12 protein-coding genes are annotated in these 15825 nt (G+C 64.9%); 7 read left to right on the top strand and 5 right to left on the bottom strand.

What is annotated here, in order from left to right; translation table 11 throughout:
- The first annotated feature begins 81 nt into the window (after nt 1-81).
- The 5 genes from Q4S41_RS22270 (at nt 82) to Q4S41_RS22290 (ending at nt 8477) form a co-directional block, all read left to right on the top strand.
- On the top strand, nt 82-1707 hold the full coding sequence (locus tag Q4S41_RS22270; RefSeq protein WP_305033347.1) for a serine hydrolase: 1626 nt from the start codon (nt 82-84) through the stop codon (nt 1705-1707).
- A gap of 147 nt (nt 1708-1854) precedes the next feature.
- Entirely contained in the window at nt 1855-4194 is a 2340-nt protein-coding gene (locus tag Q4S41_RS22275; protein ID WP_305033348.1) for a S9 family peptidase, read from the top strand.
- A gap of 154 nt (nt 4195-4348) precedes the next feature.
- The gene (locus Q4S41_RS22280; RefSeq protein WP_305033349.1) at nt 4349-6385 is read left to right on the top strand and encodes a S9 family peptidase; all 2037 of its coding nucleotides are present in this window, start codon (nt 4349-4351) and stop codon (nt 6383-6385) included.
- A 73-nt stretch (nt 6386-6458) separates the two neighbouring features.
- Nucleotides 6459-7955, top strand: coding sequence for a M28 family peptidase (locus Q4S41_RS22285; protein WP_305033350.1), 1497 nt, complete (start codon nt 6459-6461; stop codon nt 7953-7955).
- A gap of 111 nt (nt 7956-8066) precedes the next feature.
- A complete protein-coding gene (locus Q4S41_RS22290; RefSeq protein ID WP_305033351.1) occupies nt 8067-8477 on the top strand; it encodes a MauE/DoxX family redox-associated membrane protein in 411 nt (136 codons plus the stop codon).
- 11 nt (nt 8478-8488) lie between these two features.
- Here the strand turns inward: Q4S41_RS22290 and Q4S41_RS22295 are convergent, their stop codons facing one another.
- Nucleotides 8489-9946: a M20 family peptidase gene (locus tag Q4S41_RS22295; protein WP_305033352.1), complete on the bottom strand. Its 1458-nt coding sequence runs from the start codon at nt 9944-9946 to the stop codon at nt 8489-8491.
- Nucleotides 9947-10083: 137 nt separating this feature from the next.
- Here Q4S41_RS22295 and Q4S41_RS22300 point away from each other — a divergent pair, with 137 nt between their 5' ends.
- Nucleotides 10084-10713 carry a flavin reductase family protein gene (locus Q4S41_RS22300; RefSeq protein WP_305033353.1) on the top strand — a complete coding sequence of 210 codons (630 nt, stop codon included), beginning with the start codon at nt 10084-10086 and terminating at the stop codon, nt 10711-10713.
- Between the two features lie 13 nt (nt 10714-10726).
- Here Q4S41_RS22300 and Q4S41_RS22305 read toward each other — a convergent pair whose 3' ends face one another.
- Together Q4S41_RS22305 and Q4S41_RS22310 are read right to left on the bottom strand one after the other, a co-directional pair.
- Nucleotides 10727-11803 (bottom strand): acyltransferase family protein, encoded by a 1077-nt coding sequence (locus Q4S41_RS22305; RefSeq protein WP_305033354.1) that lies wholly within the window; start codon nt 11801-11803, stop codon nt 10727-10729.
- Nucleotides 11804-12010: 207 nt separating this feature from the next.
- Nucleotides 12011-12349, bottom strand: coding sequence for a hypothetical protein (locus Q4S41_RS22310; RefSeq protein ID WP_305033355.1), 339 nt, complete (start codon nt 12347-12349; stop codon nt 12011-12013).
- A gap of 130 nt (nt 12350-12479) precedes the next feature.
- Between Q4S41_RS22310 and Q4S41_RS22315 the strand changes: the two genes are divergently transcribed.
- Nucleotides 12480-13622 (top strand): esterase/lipase family protein, encoded by a 1143-nt coding sequence (locus tag Q4S41_RS22315; RefSeq protein ID WP_305033356.1) that lies wholly within the window; start codon nt 12480-12482, stop codon nt 13620-13622.
- A gap of 221 nt (nt 13623-13843) precedes the next feature.
- On the opposite strand, the gene Q4S41_RS22320 is transcribed toward Q4S41_RS22315, so the two are convergent.
- The gene (locus Q4S41_RS22320; protein ID WP_305033357.1) at nt 13844-14113 is read right to left on the bottom strand and encodes a hypothetical protein; all 270 of its coding nucleotides are present in this window, start codon (nt 14111-14113) and stop codon (nt 13844-13846) included.
- Between the two features lie 116 nt (nt 14114-14229).
- Entirely contained in the window at nt 14230-15774 is a 1545-nt protein-coding gene (locus Q4S41_RS22325; protein ID WP_305033358.1) for an HTTM domain-containing protein, read from the bottom strand.
- Between the last annotated feature and the right edge of the window lie 51 nt (nt 15775-15825).

The following is a 15825-nucleotide window of genomic DNA, read 5'->3' on the forward strand; positions in this document are numbered from 1 at the left end:
GCCAGAGAAGGAATAGTCTGAATTGTAGCGCCCGGCTTACATTGCCGGGCAATTCTGCTTTTTAGCCAAACTTTCTGAAGAATGATTCAACTCTTTACTCCTATCGGGCGCTTGGCCATGGTGCTGGGCCTGAGCGCAGCGGTGGCCTTTGTCCCTGCTGCCGGCCGTGCGCAAATGGCCCCGCCCGTTACGGCTCCGCTCGATGTGGCGGCCGTGGACGCCGTGGTGGCCCGCACCCTGAAGGGCTTCGATGTGCCCGGCATAGCGGTGGCGGTGGTGAAGGACGGGCAGGTGGTGATGGCCAGGGGCTACGGCGTGAGTTCACTGAAAACCAAGGCGCCACTGGACGCCAACACCCTGTTTGGCATTGCCTCCAACACGAAAGCCTTCACCGCGGCAGCGCTGGGGCTGCTGGTGGACGAGGGTAAGCTGCGCTGGGACGACAAGGTGACGGACTACATCCCCGAATTCCGGATGTACGACCCGTATGTGACGGCCGAGTTCACGGTGCGCGACCTGCTGTGCCACCGCAGCGGAATGGGGCTGGGCGCCGGCGACTTGATGTTTTTCCCCGATTCCAGCGACTTCACGGTGAAGGACGTGATTCACAACCTGCGCTATTTCAAGCCGGTGTCGTCGTTTCGCAGCAAATTTGACTACGACAACAACCTCTACATTGTGGCGGGCGAAGTGGTGACGCGCGTGGCCAAGCAGCCCTGGGCCGAGTTTGTGGAAACCCGCCTGCTGAAGCCACTGGGCATGACCCGCACCGCCACCGATTATTCGCGCCTGCCCGACCCGACCAACGTGATTGACGCCCACGGCCAGATAGACGGCAAGGTGCAGGTGATTCAGCGCGACCGGGGTGCGTTTGCCGCGCCGTGCGGCGGCATGTACAGCAGCGTGAACGACCTGAGCAAGTGGGCCCTGATGCTGCTGGGCGGCCCCGGCGCCCCCGCGCCGCTCCTGAAACCGCGGACGCAGTGGGAGCTGTGGTCGCCGCAAACCATTCTGCCGGTGGGCCCCGGCCCGTCGCCCTACAACACGCACTTTTACGCCTACGGCTTAGGCTGGTTCCTCAACGATGCGCGGGGCTATAAAGTGGTGTCGCACACCGGCGGCGAGGTGGGCATGGTCACCAAGGTGCAGCTGGTGCCCGAGCTGCACCTGGGCATCATCGTGCTTACCAACCAGGAGGAAGGACTGGCTTTCAATGCCATTACGAGCCACATTTTAGACCACTACCTGGGCGTGACGGGCCAGGACCGGGTGCAGGAAATGCTGGGCTACAAGCAGCAAGGGGCTACCGAGTCGGACCAGGCGGTGGCCGCCGCCTGGAAGCAGGTGGCCCTGGCCCAGAAAGCCGCACCCAAAAAGCCGGACTACAGCGCTTATGTGGGCCATTACCACGACGTCTGGCTAGGCGATGTGAACGTGTACCAGCAGGGCCCGCAGCTCTGGCTGCGCGCCGTGCGGGCGCCGCGCCTGGTGGGCCAGGTGCTGCCCTACCGCGGCAGCACCTGCGTGGTGCGCTGGAAGGCCCGCAGCTTCAACGCCGATGCCTTCGTCACCTTCGCCCTCGACGACCAGGGCCGGGCCTCGGGGCTGAAAATGAAGCCGATATCGCCGGCCACCGATTTCAGCTACGACTTTCAGGATTTGGATTTGCAGCGGGTGGCCGAGCCGATGGCTACTAAAGCTCAGTAGCCTCACTTGCCCATGCGCATGGAATTTAGAAAAGCTCCGTTCGCGGGGCTTTCTTTTTGCCCCGTCGCCAGCGGTGCAACCGTTGGGCAAACCGCGCTACCTTTCCTCTTTCAATCGATGCCCACCCCTATTTTTCTCCGCTCACTTATGCCCAAGTACGTACCGGCCCTTGTCACGGCCGCGACCTTTTTTGTTTCGGCCGTTGCCGGAGCCCAGCAGCGGCCCGTGCGCACGGCCGAGGACTACGCCCGCGCCGAGCGCGCCCTGGGCTACAACACGCAGGCCCTGATAGACCACAGCGCCGGCCAGCCCAACTGGCTCGCGGGCGACCGGTTCTGGTACCGCACGATGACGGCCCAAGGCAGCGAGTTCATCCTCGTGGACCCGGCCCGCAAAACCCGCGTCCCGGCTTTCGACCACGCCAAGCTCGCCGCCGCCCTCTCCACGGCCAGCGGCAAAAGCTACGAGGGCAGCCGGCTGCCTTTCCGCACCTTTTCGTTTGCGCCCGATGAGAAATCCATCGCCTTCACGGCCGGCGGCAAAAGCTGGAAATACGACCTGGCCAGCGGCCAGCTGAGCCCCGATACCGCGCCGGCCGCCAAGCCCAGCCCCAATGCGGAGAACGAGATAGAGTCGCCCGATGGCACGCTGGCTGCCTACATCAAAGACGACAACCTGTGGGTGCGCGACACCAAAACCAACCAAAGCACCCAGCTCACCACCGACGGCGCCAAGGACTACGGCTACGCCACCGACAACGCCGGCTGGACGCACAGCGACAAGCCGGTGCTGCGCTGGTCGCCGGATTCGCGCAAAATCGCCACCTTCCGGCAGGACCAGCGCCAGGTGGGCGACATGTACCTCGTGACCACCAACGTGGGCCACCCGACGCTGAAAAGCTGGAAATACCCGCTGCCCGGCGACAAGGACATTGCCATGATTGAGCGGGTCGTCATCGAAGTAAATCCCGCGAAAGTGGTGCGCTTCCAGATGGCGCCCGACCCGCACCGCGGCTCGCTCTCGGATGATATTTCGAGCAGCGGCACCTTCGATGACGTGGACTGGAGCCCGGACGGCCGCGAGTTGGCGTTTGTGTCGACCTCGCGCGACCACAAGGAAGAAAAAGTGCGGGTGGCCGATGCCGCCACCGGCGCCGTGCGCGATGTATTCAGCGAAAGCGTGGCCACGCAGTACGAGTCGGGCCAGGGCGCGATTAACTGGCGCTACCTGCCCAAGAAGAAGGAAATAGTTTGGTACTCGGAGCGCGACAACTGGGGCCACCTGTACCTGTATGACGCTGGCAGCGGCAAAGTGAAGAACCAGATTACCAAGGGCAATTTTGTGGTGACGCAGCTGCTGAGCGTGGACGAGGCGAAGCGCCAGGCGTATTTCCTGGCTGATGGCCGCGAATCTGGCAACCCTTACTTCACGCACCTCTACCGCGTGGGGCTCGATGGCAAAAACCTCACCCTGCTCACGCCCGAAGCCGGCAACCACCAGGTGATGGTATCGCCCTCGGGCCGCTACTTCGTGGATACCTATTCGCAGCCCGACAAGCCGGGCGTGACGGTGCTACGCGCCGCCGACGGCAAGCTGATTTCGACCTTGGAGAAAACCGACATCTCGCGCCTCACCGCCACCGGCTGGAAGGCCCCCACGCCCATCACGGTGAAAGCCCAGGACGGCCAGATTGACCTGTACGGCCTGATGTTCACGCCCTCGAACCTGGACCCGAGCAAGAAGTACCCCATTATCAACTACATCTACCCGGGGCCGCAGGGCGGCGGCGTGGGCAGTTGGTCGTTCTCGGCCGCACGCAGCGACCACCAGGCGCTGGCCGAGCTGGGCTTTGTGGTGGTGGTGATTGAGGGCAGCTGCAACCCCTTGCGCTCGAAGAGCTACCACGACGCCTGCTACGGCAACATGGCCGAAAACACGCTTTCGGACCAGGTGACGGGCATGCGCCAGCTGGCTCAGAAATACCCCTACATCGACCTGGACCGGGCCGGCATCTGGGGCCATTCGGGCGGTGGGTATGCCACGGCGGCGGCCATGTTCCGCTACCCCGATTTCTTCAAAGTGGGCATCTCGGAATCGGGCAACCATGAAAACCGCAACTACGAAGACGACTGGGCGGAGCGCTACCTCGGCCTGCTCAAAACCAACGCCGACGGCACCACCAGCTACGATAAGCAGGACAACGCCAGCTTCGCCAAAAACCTGAAAGGCAAACTCATGCTGGCCCACGGCCTGATGGACGACAACGTGCCGCCCTATAACACCATGCTGGTGGTGGAAGCCCTCACCAAAGCCAACAAAAGCTACGACCTGGTGGTATTCCCGAACGCCCGCCACGGCTACGGCCAGTATTCGCCCTACATGACGCGCCGCCGCTGGGACTACTTCGTGCAGAACCTGGCCGGCGCCGACGCCCCGCACGACTACGAACTAAAGATGAAGCCCGACCCGCGCAACGCCGTGCAGTAAGGAGCGGTAGTTAGGTCAGGAAAGAGCGTCATGCTGAGCGCAGCCGAAGCATCTTGCCCGCAATAAGTAATCCTTTCGATTGGGTTTACTATTGCGGCAGAGATGCTTCGACTGCGCTCAGCATGACGTTCTTCTCTTTTCCTCCAAAACGGCTATGCAAATCATTCACCCAAAACCGTTTCCGTCATTCCAGCTTCTCGGGCTGCTGGTGCTTTTACTGCTCCTGCCCCGCCTCAGCCCGGCTCAGCGCCGTTTCGAGCTGGCCGACATCAGCCGCGTGGTGAACGTGGGCGACCCGCAGCTCTCGCCCGATGGCAAAAGTATTCTGGTGGTGGTGTCGCGCCCCAACCTCAGTACCAACCGCAACGAGGCCGAAGTGGTATTGATGGACGTGGCCAGTGGCCGGCAGCGCGTGCTGGTAGCTGGCCGGCCCACCGTGAAGCAGCCGCGCTGGGCGCCCACCGGCGACCGGGTGGCGTTTCTGGCGCGCACCGGCACGGGCAAGGAGGCGCACACCCAGCTTTTCGTACAGAACCTGGCTTCCGGCGAAGTGCGTCAGTTGACCACGGCCGTTGAGAACGTGCAATTGTATAGCTGGAGTCCGGCTGGTACGGCCCTCGCCTACTCGGCCGCCGATGCGCCGGCCAACGCGGCGGAAGTGGCCCGCGGCAACGACAGCTTCGAGGTGGGCAACGGCAGCGTGACCGCCACCGCGCCGCCCGCACCCGACCATATCTGGCTGGTTTCGGCCACCGATGGGCAGCCCGCCCGGCGCCTCACCAGCGGCCCGCTCAGCTTGCCCGACGATTCTTCCGCCCCCTTCGCCTGGGCACCCGATGGCCGCACGCTGGCCTGTGTGCTGCGCCCCAGTGCCCAAACCGGCGACCAGGAAACGGCCGTGTACACCTTGGATGTAGCTACCGGTGCCCTGCGCGAGTTGCCCGGCTCCCCGCATCGCGTCGATTTGCCCGCTTACTCGCCCGACGGCAAGTGGCTGAGCTATCAGACGCCGCGCGAGCCACCGTTTTTTGAATCGTTGGAGTTTGACGTGGTGCCGGCGGCGGGCGGCCCGGCGCGCCACCTCTGCCGGGCGCTCGACCGGAATTTGCAGCGCGCCCTGTGGAGCCCTGATAGTAAAAGCCTGTTTGTGGGCGGCAACGACGGGCCTACGGTTTCCATCTGGCAACAGGGGCTGGATGGCAAAAGCCGGAAGCTGAAACTGGGCCCGGTGTCGCCGAACGGCAGTTATTGGGTGGAGATGAGCGTGGGCCGGCGCAACGCCATAGCCGTCACGGCCAACGAGCCGGGCCGGCCTGCCGAGTTGTATTACCTGGCCTCGCCCACCGCCGCCCCGCGCCGCCTCACCGATTTCAACCACGAAACCGCCGCGCTGGCTCTGGGCCGCATGGAAGCCGTGGAGTGGCAGTCGGACCAGCTGCGGCCCGACGGCATCCTCACCTACCCGCCCGATTTCGACCCCGCCAAAAAATACTCGCTGGTGCTGATGATGCACGGCGGGCCGTCCAACGCCTCGCGGGCGGCGTTTTACGGGCTGGGGCAGGCGGTGGCGGCGCACGGCTACGTGGTATTTCAGCCCAATTACCGCGGCTCCGATAACCTGGGCTATGCTTTCCAGCGGGCCATTCGCGACGATGCGGGCGCGGGGCCGGGGCGCGACGTGCTGGCGGGTATTGCCGAACTGGAACGGCGCGGCTGGGTCGATACGAGCCGCATTGCGCTGTCGGGCGCCAGCTACGGCGGGTTCATGACGGCCTGGCTGATGGGCGAGTCGCGCCGCTGGCGTTGCGCGGTGGCAGCGGCTTCGGTGGTCGATTTGCTGGACAGCTATAACCTGAGCGACAACAACATCGCCAACGCCGGCCATTACGGCCCGTCGCCCTGGCTGAGCGCCGCCAATCTGGAGCACTACCGGGTGCAGTCGCCGCTGTCGCGGGCCACGCGCTGGCGCACGCCCACCCTCATTCTGCACAACGTGGGCGACTTCCGCGTGCCCATCAGCAACTCGTACAAAATGTACCACGCCCTGAAAGACAACGGCGTCCCGGTGCGCTTCGTAGCCTTCCCCATCGCCGCCCACGTGCCCGGCGACCCCGTGCGCAGCGCTGAGTGGAACCGCCTGTGGCTGGACTGGCTTGACCAGTACTTGGCGCCAAATGCGCCGGGGCGGTGAATCGAAGGGCATAGGGATACGTCCTGCGCCTACGTGGTTTGAACAAACTGGATTATCCTTGCTTTAACCCCACATGAAAATACCTTTTCAAACTACCGTTCAACTGCTATTGGCTAGCCTTACGCTAGCGGCTCCATTCACTGCCACCGCTCAGAAGAAGCCCGCTGCCAAGCCCGCCAACGCCGAAAGCGCCATCCGCGAAGCCGACATCAAGCGCGACCTGTTTGCGCTGGCCGGCGACCACTTTCGGGGCCGCGAGGGCGGCACGCTCGATGAGCTGAAGGCCTCCGTATGGCTGGCCGACCAGATTCGGGCTACCGGCATGCTGCCGGCCGGCGACGACGGCACTTATTTCCAGTGGTTCAACCTGCAGCGCACGCGCCTGAGCAAAAGCAGCACCCTGCGCATTGGCAGCCACGAGATTAAGCTGAATGAGGACGGAGCGGTGACAGCCCCCACCAACGCCAGCGTGAATGCGCCGCTGGTGTACGTAGGCACCGGTTCGGCTTCTGAATTGGCCAAGGTTGACATCAAAGGCAAGGCCGTGGCGGTCCAGATTGCGGGCGCGCCGACGGACGGCATCAGCTACCGGCGCTACGTGTCTGGCAAGTTTGTGGGGCAGGCCGGCGAGCTGGTGAAGGCTGGCGCGGTAGCCGTGGTGTTTGTATCGGACCCGAAACAGCAGGCGCTGTACGACCATTGGAGCCACATTTACGAGCGAGGCCGCTACAGCCTGCCCGGCGCGGCCACCACCCGCGTGGTGAGCACGCCGCCGGTGGTGTGGCTGCCCGCCAGCGCGGCCAGCTGGGTGCAGCAGGCCGGCCAGCAGCTCACCGCCGAGCTGAAGGTGGAGAGCTTCCAGTACCCGTCCGTCAACATCGTGGCCAAAATGCCCGGCACCGACGCGCAGCTCAAAAACGAGTACGTCCTCTTCAGCACCCACCAGGACCACGACGGCGTGCGCGCCCCCGTGGCCGGCGACTCCATCTACAACGGCGCCGACGACAACGCCACCGGCTGCGCGGCCCTGCTGGCCATCATGCGGGCCTTCAAGCAGCAGCCGGGGCGGCGCTCGGCGCTGTTTGTGTACCAGGGTTCGGAAGAGCGGGGGCTGATTGGCTCGACGTACTTTTCGGCCCACCCCACGGTGCCGCAGTCGTCCATTGTGGCGGTTTTGAATGCCGAGATGATGGGCCGCAACGCGCCCGACAGCGCCGCCCTGCTGGGCTCGACCCCGCCCCACCTGAACTCTTCCGACCTCGTGCGAACCGCCCTGGCGGCCAACCAAGCCGGCCCCAAGTTCAAGCTTGATACCGAGTGGGACAAGCCCACCCACCCCGAAGGCTGGTACTTCCGCTCCGACCATCTGCCGTACGCGCGGCTGGGCATCCCGGCCATCATGTACACCTCGCTGCTGCACGTGGACTACCACACGCCGCGCGACGAAGCCAGCCGCATCGACTACGCCAAGCTCACGCGCATGACCCGCTGGATGTACCTCACCGGCTGGGCCGTGGCCAACCGCACGGCGCCGCCGGCCCGGGAGCCCGGCTTCAAGCTGGAGCGGTGAACTGTAGCGCGGACTTTTAGTCCGCGAGTGAACGGCACTGCGCGCAACCAGCTATTCGCGGACTAAAAGTCCGCGCTACACTCAACCACCGCCCGGCTCGTAAGGGAATTTATGCTGAACCTGACCAATCCTGAGCTGGCCTTCGTGCTGGGCCGCCTGCTGATGGGCGTGGCTTTTCTGACGCATTTTCTGGTGCGCCTGCCCAAGCTGGCCGCGTTTCAGGCGGGCATGGTGAAGCAATTTGCCAACTCCATGCTGCCCGAGCTACTGGTGCGGCCGTTTGCGGCAGTGCTGCCGTTTGTGGAGGGCAGCATCGGGCTGCTGCTGATAATCGGGCTGTTTACGCGCCCGGCGCTGGCCGCGGCCTTGCTGCTGATGACGGCGCTGGTGTTCGGCAGCAGCCTGCTGGAACAGTGGGATACCGTGGGCACGCAGCTGGTGTACGGCCTGTTTCTGTTTGCACTGGTGCTGCACTGCCAGCACAACCGGCTGTGCCTCGACCGGCGCCCTGCCACCCATTAGAATCCATTCGTTTACTGGCTATTGCGAATGAGAGTGGCGTAAAACTGCACCATTTTGGGGTAGTGCTGCACGGGCAGGCGCTCGTTGGTGCCGTGCATGCCGTCGATGCCTTCCTGGTTCATTTGCACGGGCAGGAAGCGGTACACGTTGGGGCTGAGGTCGGCGTATTGGCGGGCATCGGTGGCCCCCACCACCACGTAGGGCGCCACAATGGCTTCCGGAAAAACGCTACGGATGGTGCGGTGCAGCCGCTGAAACGCCGCCGCATCGGGGTCCGATACCGGCGAGGGCGCGTTGGGCCGGCCCACCACTTTCACGGCCACGCGCGCATCGTCGATGATGCGGTGCACTTCGCGCACCACGCCGGCCGCTGAGTCGCCGGGCAGCAGGCGGAAGTTGACGGTAGCCGTGGCATCAATGGGCAGCACGTTGTCTTTGGCGCCGGCCCGGAAAATGGTGGCGGCCGTGGTGGTGCGTAGCGTGGCATTGCCGGAAGCCGTGCCCGCCAGAATTTTCTTGATGAGGGGCGCAAACAGCCAGCGGTTGGCAAACACCACGCGCTGGCCCAGCGGCACCTCCGAGGCCAGGTAGTCGAGCAGGTGGTCGTCGCCGCCCTCCAGGCGGGCCGGGAAGGGATTTTGCTCCAGCTTCACCACGGCGGCCGCCACAATGCCAATGCTCGTTTGGGCCGGCGGCATCGACGAGTGGCCGCCCCGGCCGGTGGCCGTCAGTTCCAGGCTCAGGTAGCCTTTTTCGCTGATGCCCACCAGTGCCACCACTTTTTTGATGCCGGCCACGCCGTCGGTTTTCACCAGGCCGCCTTCGTCGAGCACGAATTCCGGCCGGGTGCCGCGCTGGCGCAGGGCGGCCGCAATGGCGCCCGCGCCCCGGCGGCCCAGCGTTTCCTCGTCGTGCCCAAACGCCAGCAAGAGCGTGCGCGTGGGCTGAAAACCGGTGCCGAGCAGGTACTCCACGGCTTCGAGCTGGGCCAGCACGCTGGCTTTGTCGTCGAAGGCGCCGCGGCCGTAGAGGTAGCCGCCGGCCTGCACCCCGGCGAAGGGCGGCCGGGCCCACTTGCCTTCGGTGCCGGGCAGCACGGGCACCACGTCGTAGTGGCCCACGAGCAGCACGGGCTTAAGCGCAGCATTGCGGCCGGGCCAGGTGAAGAGCAGGCCGTAGTCGTTGAATTTTTCGAGCTTCAGCTGGGCGAAGACTTTCGGAAACGACTGCCGCAGGTAGCGGCCAAAGCGGCCAAACTGGGCCGTGTCGGTCTGGGCGTAATCGGTCGTTGAAACCGTGGGTATCCGCACCGCGCCGGCCAGACGGGCCAGGGCCGAATCGGCCACGGGCACCGGCGCAGCCGCCGGCACAGCGCCCAGCTGATGCGAGGGCAGGCGCCAGGTATTGATTGCCAAAATCACTATCAGCACCAGCAGCAACACGCCTAGCAGCCGTAATAGAAAACGCATATTTATTCGCAGAATAAAGCCAGGTAACAACGACGCCCCAAGGTAGGCCCGAAATACGCATGCCCCATCTGGCCGAACAATTGACCCACCCAGCGGTAGTGCCCCTACTGCCGAATCCCCACCATTCCGCTCCGAACATGCGCCACCTCACCGCCGCCGACATCCAGGCTTTCGATAAAATCTACCGCCTCAACCTCGTCAACGGCTTGCCGGGCTTCAAACCGGCCAACCTGGTGGGCACGGCCGCGCCCGATGGCCACACCAACCTGGCCGTGTTCAGCTCGGCCCTGCACCTGGGCTCCGACCCGGCCTTGCTCGGCATCGTGACGCGCCCCACCACCGTGCCCCGCCACACCTACGCCAACCTGAAAGCCAGCGGCTGCTACACCCTCAACCACGTGCCCGAGGCCCTGGCCGCTCAGGCCCACTACACCTCGGCCAACTTCCCCGACGAGGTTTCGGAGTTCGACGCCTGCGGCTTCACGGCCGTCTACCGCGACGGCTTTGCCGCGCCCTACGTGGCCGAGAGCCCGCTCAGCATCGGCCTGCGGCTGCTCGAAGAGCACGCCATCAGCAACGGCACCATGCTGCTGGTGGGCACCGTGGAGCATGTTTACGTGCGCGACGAAGCCCTGCGCGCAGACGGCACCCTCGACCTCGCGGCCCTGGCCACCGCCGCCATTTCCGGCCTCGACGGCTACCACGCCGTGGCGCCGCCGGTGCGTTTCGGCTACGCCCGGCCGGGCCAGCCGCCGGTGCCACTGTAGGCCGAAACGCCGGCTAGCGCCCGATTCGGCGGGCCAGGCGCACGAAAGGGGCTTCGACCAGCCGGTAAAAAACAGCAGTGCCAGCCACCGCCACCGCCAGGCACACGGCGGCCAGCCCCAGCTTGCCGGCGGCTGAGTCGGGTGGAAACAGCTGCTCCAGGGCCAGCGCGGCCGTGGTGCCAACGAGGGTGTGCACGAGGTAGAGCGAGTAGGAAAACCGGCCCAGGTAGGACAGCCCCGGCACGCGCACCTGCAGAACCGTAATGGCCCCGGCCGTGCCCACGCCTACCAGGGCCGCATAAAGCCCCAATTGCCGAAACGCCAGCGCGCCAAACAGCACCGCGCTGGCCACGGCCGCCCAAGCCGGCAGGCGGCGCTGCTGCCACAGCAGTGCCACGCCGCCCAATGCAAACAGGCTGCTGTAGTGGAAAAAATAGAGGTGGTCGAAAACCGGCTGGTACTGCAGCCGGCCCGCCGCCACGAAGCCCAGCACGAACCACCACGGCTGCCGCACAAACAGCCCGCGAAACAGCAGCCCCACGAACAGGTAAAACTGCAGCTCGACCGCCAGCGTCCACAAAATCCCGCTCATCCAACTGGAAGGCGTGAGCGAAACAGTGAACAGCACGTTGTGTAGAATCTGGGACCAGCTGAGCTCGGCCAGCAGGCGGCTGTACGTGGCATTGTGGAACCCGTGGGCGAGGAAAACCCATTGTCCCACCACCAGCAGCAGCAAGCAATAGGCCGGTGGCACAATGCGGACCACGCGCCGCAGCCAGTAGCGCGGGAAATCAGCCAGCCGGTACCGGCTGACCACCAGGCTATAAGGGATGATAAAGCCGGAAATCACAAAAAACATTTCGACGCCCAGGTGCCCCGGCGCGAACGCTGCCCGCACGGCCGGCACCTCCAGCCCCGGCAGCGTGCCGCTCGAAAAATGAAACAGGCAGACACTCAGGGCCGCCACCGCCCGCAGGGCATCAATGCCGGCCAAATGGCGGGCCGGCCGCGCGCCCAGCGGTACCGGCGGCGCTTCAGGCGCCCCGGGCACGGGCATGCGCGCGCTGGCGCTGGTGATGAATTCATTCATGGACGAGTCCGCAAAGTAGCGTTGGCCGGCCGGTCAGGCCGCCGCAGCACCCGGCGCGGCCGGGGCCTCCAGCCGACGGCGGCCTGACCGGCCGGCTGTGGCCTGATAAGCTCGGAATAAGCCTTTTTGATGGCACTTGTTTCTTACACAAAAAGCCCGCTACCGGAACGGCAGCGGGCTTTTCTGGATTTTCGTTGAAACGAAACGTTATTTTTTCGCCTGGGCCTGCTCGGGTGTGCCCATCTGGCCGCTGGCGTCCTGGCCGCCGGTGGCGCTGGCGCCGGCCGGGGCCGAGTTCAGCTTGTCTTGCACGGTGCCATTTTTGATGGCCGTGGCCGAGCCGGTGCCGCTCGGCGCCGTTACCTTCTGCTGGTTGTTGATGCTGTCGCGGTTCACGTCCGAGTTGTGCCAGCCGGGGGTGCCGGTGAAACCGTGTTTGAACTGCTGGTTTTCGCCGGGGCTCCAGCGGTAGTCGCAGGAAGAAAGGGTGGCGGCCAAAGCGGTGCCCAGCAGCAGGGCCAGGGCGGGACGAGAAGAAAGCTTCATGAAGTAGGTCGTAGGTCTGTCGGGGAATTGGACACACAAAGTACGGTGATTTCGCCCGGAAGGCCAACCCAATACCGCCCGGGGCGTTACTTTCGGGAGCCGCGCGTGCCGCGCGCCCCTCTTTCTGCTCATGGCCGACTCCGATTCGCCCTCGCCTTCCCGCTTTCGCCGGGCCCTTGGGGCCGTGGGGCGGGCGGCCCTGCTGCCGGTGCGCGGTGCCGGCTACCTCGTGCGCTCGGGTAAGGCGCACCAGCATTTTTTTCTGCCGGTGCTCAACGGCGCCCTCGGCGACCAGTTGGCCGCGCGCTTCGACAAGCGCGCCATCCGGATGAGCTTCCGGCGCGGCGGCCAGGACGTGACCGTGGCCGACCTGCGCCTGAGCGAGCCGCACCAGAAAACGGTGGTGTTTGTGCACGGCCTGATGGGCGACGAGCTCATCTGGCAAACCGGCTTCCAGGACCCGCCCACCAGCCGCCGCTACGGCCCGCGCCTAGCCGAAGAACTGCCCTGCCGCGCCCTCTACGTGCGCTTCAATTCCGGGCTGCACCTCTCCGAAAACGGCCGCGAACTCAACCGCCTCCTCACCGAGCTGGTGAACACCTGGCCCGACGCCATCGGCGAGCTGGTGCTGGTGGGCCACAGCATGGGCGGGCTCATCATCCGCTCGGCGGGGCATTATGGCAGCGGCGTGGGCCGGCTAAAGGAATTTGGCGAGGCATTGCAAGCCGAAACCAAGCAACCCAAAATCATCAACCAACCCATTCTGGAAGCCGCGCCCTGGCTGGCCCATTTGCGGTCCATCTTCCTCATCGGCACGCCCAACGACGGCTCGTGGCTGGAGCAGAACTCCCACCTCACGGCCCGGCTGCTGGAACGCATCAACCTGTTTCCCACGCGGTTTCTGAGCAAGGCGCTGAACCAGCGCAGCAACGGCATCAAGGACCTGCGCTACTCCATTCTGGTGGATGAGGACTGGCAGGACGCCCACGCCAACGACCTCACGCCGCCGCGCACGCCCGTGCCGCCGCTGCCCGGCGTGCAATACCACATTCTGATGGGCTCGTGGCTGCGCGCCACGCGCCCCTCGGCCCTGCGCGAGTATTTCGGCGACGGGCTGGTGGGCCACGGCAGCGCCCGCGGCCACGCCACCTTTGGCGACGAGGCGGCCCTGCCCGCCGGCGCCAACGTGCGCACCGCCGTGTTTGGCCAGCAGCACCACGGCGGGCTGCTCACGCACCCGGAAGTTTTTCAGTACCTCAAGCAGTGGGCGTAGCGGGGCGCTTAATCCACAAGGGGCAACAGGCAAGACGTCATGCGGAGCGCCGTCGAAGTATCTCTACCGCGCCAGTCACTGTTTGCTGCCACACGCCAGATACTTCGACGGCGCTCCGCATGACGGGCTTTATTTAATTCGGGCACGCTTCAATCACGAAAAAAACAGGGCCAAATCCGTGAAAGAAATGGCCCTGTTGACAAAAAGCAAGGGGTAGCAAATCAGGTAGTGGAGCCGGAGGTCGTCGTACCCGAAGTAGTAGTTCCGGAGGTGGTAGTGCCCGAGGTAGTGGTGCCATTGGTGGTGCCGCGGGGGCTGGCGCTGCCGGCCGGAACCCCATTGATGTCGCTGGCCGAGGTAGTGCCGCCGGTAGTTTTCGGCGTGGTGCCACCGGAAGAATCGACATTTTCAGAAGCCGTGCAGGCGCTAAACATTGTGAGCGACGAGCACAAGAGTGCGCCCGAGAGCACAGTAAACAATTTGCGTTTCATAAACAGGAAATGTGGAGAGAATGCCAAAATAGGCCTTCGGGTATACGGACATTTTGGGTGCGGGGTGCCCGTATTGCCCCGCACAAACACGTATTTTTATTTCTCTTCTCTTTTTTTTACTCAGCGCCCGATGCTTGGCTTTGGGCCGGCAACTCGCAGTCGCAGAGCACTTCACGGGTAGGCTCCGACACACGGTAGTCGGGCAAAGAAACCTCCTTCATGTACACCACCGACAGGTGGCGGAGCGGGGCGTGCGCGGGGTTTTCGTGCCAGATGCGCAGCAGGTAGTTGCAGTAGTAGGGCCGCATCCAGGCATTATCCACGAAGAGGTAGTTCTCGGAATACTTGCGCCACCGGTCGTTCCTGAATAGTGCCACTACGGCCGCCGGCTTGGCGTAGCGCACCGGGGCGCCGTCGCGGTTCAAATCCAGTACTTTGCCGCTGGTGGTGGTGCCTTCGAGGATATACCAGCCGTCGTCCTTGAACACCACGGGCGCGAACATGCCCCAGTGCTGGTCGATGCGAAACAAGTAGCCCAGCCAGCGCACGGGCGCCAGCAGTCCGCCGGTGGCCGGGCGGATAACGGCCACGTCGTCGAGGTTCCAGAAGCAGACGTAGGCCAGCACCACGGCCACGAAGGTATCGCGCACCACGCGCACGTGCCGCTGACCGGCGGCCGTGGGCGGGCGGCTGCGCTCCAGGTGCAGCCGCCACGGCAGCTGCCACGCGGGCAGGCGCCCCTGCCAGCGCCGCACCCGCGGCGCCTGCGAGCTGAACCGACGCGCAAGCCAGTCCAGCGCCATCGGCGGCAGCAGGCCGATGATGGACGCCCAGTTTATGAGGAAAAACAGGCCCACGTACAGGGTGAGACTGATGGTGAGGTGGAACCCGAACAGCACGCTCACCACCAGCAGCCGCCACCACCGCACCCCCACCGGAACGAACAGCGCAAACGGCAGCAACAGCTCCGTGAAATAGGCCCCGAAGGTGAGGAAACGCAACAAATCGGGGTGCGGGTAGAGCAGCCGGCCGCCGGGCAGCAGCAGTTGGTCGAGGCTGAAGGCGTAGTAGAGCGCGGTGCCGTCGCGGGTCCATTCGGCGCCGTTTTTGAGCAGGGCCGTGCACCAGTACAGCAGCGCCAGCTGCACCACGTAGGCCACCGTGGCGGCGCTGAAGTAGTCGAGCCGCGCCGGGGCGGGCCGGTCGCGCGCATCCCGGCTCCACACCCGGCCCCAGGGCAGGAAAATGCCCCAGAAGAGCAGCATGCGCAGCAGGTCGTCGCCGCCCTGGCCGATGAGGGTGTTGCGGTTTTGCAGCGACACCAGCAGCACCCACGAGGCCACCGTGGCCAGGCGCGTGTGGTAGCCCAGCAGCAGCGCGCCGGCCACCCCGGCCGCCAGCAAAAACAGCACCGCCTCGCCCTGCCACAGGCCGGTGGCGGCGTGCAGCGAGAACTGGTAGGGCGTCCAGGCGTGCTCCATCAGGGCGGGCACGGGCAGCACGCCCAAGTTGGCGTAATGGGCTTCGAGGTCGGTGCTGCGAATGGCCAAATCGACCAGTATCACCACGGCCGTAGCCATACGCAACAAGGCCAGCGCCCGCAAATCGAGCACAAAAGGGCGCTTCAGCACGCCCCAGAAGCCCGGGTGCTCGTTCATCATTCGTTCTTATTCAGGGAAGGAATCTTCTGTACCGCGCCTGGGGGCGCATGG

Origin of the sequence: Hymenobacter convexus (assembly GCF_030580955.1) — a bacterium.
Classification (GTDB): Bacteria; Bacteroidota; Bacteroidia; order Cytophagales; family Hymenobacteraceae; genus Hymenobacter.